A 1675-nucleotide genomic window follows, 5' to 3' on the forward strand; every position below is an offset into this window, starting at 1 on the left:
TCTATATATAGAAATACGAATTATAATGAGAGGTGGAGCTTACATGGCCGAAAAAGAATTAAATAAAACAAAAGAACAACAAGCAGCAAAAGCACCGATGTTAAAGAGAGTCTCTCACAACTACTTACCCGTATCTAACGTGGAAATTGCCTCCATGTGGTACAAAGAGACATTAGGACTTACAGTTAAGCCCCGCGGGCCTGCCGACGGAGCCATCCTTGTGCTTGGCAACGGGCAATGGTTATTCCTTTTGGAAACGAAAGAGAAGAGAACGGCAAACTTCATGACGGATCAATGGGAAGGCGACGAATATGAAATGTTCTCTCTGACGTTCGAGGTTGAGAATATTGTAGAGGTCCATAAACGACTTCGCGAAAGTGGAGTCTACGTCGAGCCGCTAAACGACCAAGGAAACTGTGGTTTGCAATTCAAGTTCAAAGATCCGGACGGAAACAAGTTCAACATTTGGCAGGAAGTAGAACAAGGTTAATAGCTTGTTTAATCCAAGTTGACCCACATTTGAAATGTCCATATGCAATGGAACGGATAACGATAGTTGAACGAATAATGGAGCAGATTGCTGTGGCAACTGCTCCATTTTGATTAAGCTAAAGGGCAGGATACTGCAATGGCGTTGTGGAAAATACTACAAATCTTATACTCGAAGGAGCATTAAGTGGGAGGATCAATAATAATATATTTTTGAAAGGAAGAAACAGAATGACATGGAATATTTTTCTATACATACCTTATACAATTATTATGATTATTGGTCTGTTTATTCTTATTGTGATTTTAAAAGGAGCCAAAAGTAAAAAAGTTCCTTTTATTCTTTTGATTATTTCGATACCTATTTTTATTATTTTTCAATGTTACTTTTGGAATGGAACATATAATAACTATGTGAAAAGTTATTTGTTCCCAAGCAAAGTATTTGAATGCGAATATGAAGAAGAACTTAAAAACATTGCAATCCCTCTTCCTAAAAGAACTGTATTTAAAGGAAAATCAAATATTTGTTCGCCGTTTTATTTGTCTTATGTAGACGATCGTGATTTTAAATCTTTCTATCAGGAAAAGTTGAACAAACTAAAAGATAAAGGCACGATTCAAAACTATCGCCAAATTAATAATAACGGGTTTGAAGTGGAGTTATTATCAGGTTCAAAAATAGAAATTCTTCACAGAGCAGATAGTTCTAATTTTATTACAATCAAATATGTAAACAGAGTTGATGTGGATTCAAAACTAAATCCTAATGTCGCTACGCTAATGTAAGAGGACAAAAACATTTATGCATTATCAGCCGCGAATGACGCGGTTTTTTTATTTTATGGATACAACTTCTTGTCTTTTCCAAAAGACAAGAAGTTGTATTGTTTTCCATTGATAGACATAATGATGATATCTTCTCCGCGGTAATTGAACGATGCATTTTTGAGGGTCATTTTTCATAATACAATACACATTTGTGTCTCGTGATTCGGATTATTAAAGAGTACGTCAAGCAATTGAATTCTTCATGGGATTAGCCGGTTGCGGCCTTTGTTCAACTAACGGGCAGCATTCCTATTTTGTAGAAATACGAGGTTTGAAAAATAAAAAGACTCCTTGGTATGATGTTAAAAGGATCCCAGTTGCTGGCCAGCGACAGATCCAAATAACATATCAAGGA

General features: G+C 35.9%; 2 protein-coding genes. Both read left to right on the forward strand.

The window, feature by feature from the left end:
- The first annotated feature begins 43 nt into the window (after positions 1-43).
- Complete coding sequence (locus AC1DLM_RS35300; protein WP_441991719.1) at positions 44-490, forward strand: VOC family protein; 447 nt, start codon at positions 44-46, stop codon at positions 488-490.
- 230 nt (positions 491-720) lie between these two features.
- The gene (locus AC1DLM_RS35305) at positions 721-1278 is read left to right on the forward strand and encodes a hypothetical protein (protein ID WP_441991718.1); all 558 of its coding nucleotides are present in this window, start codon (positions 721-723) and stop codon (positions 1276-1278) included.
- Positions 1279-1675 lie beyond the last annotated feature (397 nt).

Source organism: Paenibacillus sp. 01T442, from assembly GCF_056398345.1.

Excerpts from the sequence above, each read along its gene's own strand:
- AC1DLM_RS35300 (WP_441991719.1), top strand. The coding sequence starts at position 44 with ATGGCCGAAAAAGAATTAAATAAAACAAAAGAACAACAAGCAGCAAAA.
- AC1DLM_RS35305 (WP_441991718.1), top strand. The coding sequence starts at position 721 with ATGACATGGAATATTTTTCTATACATACCTTATACAATTATTATGATT.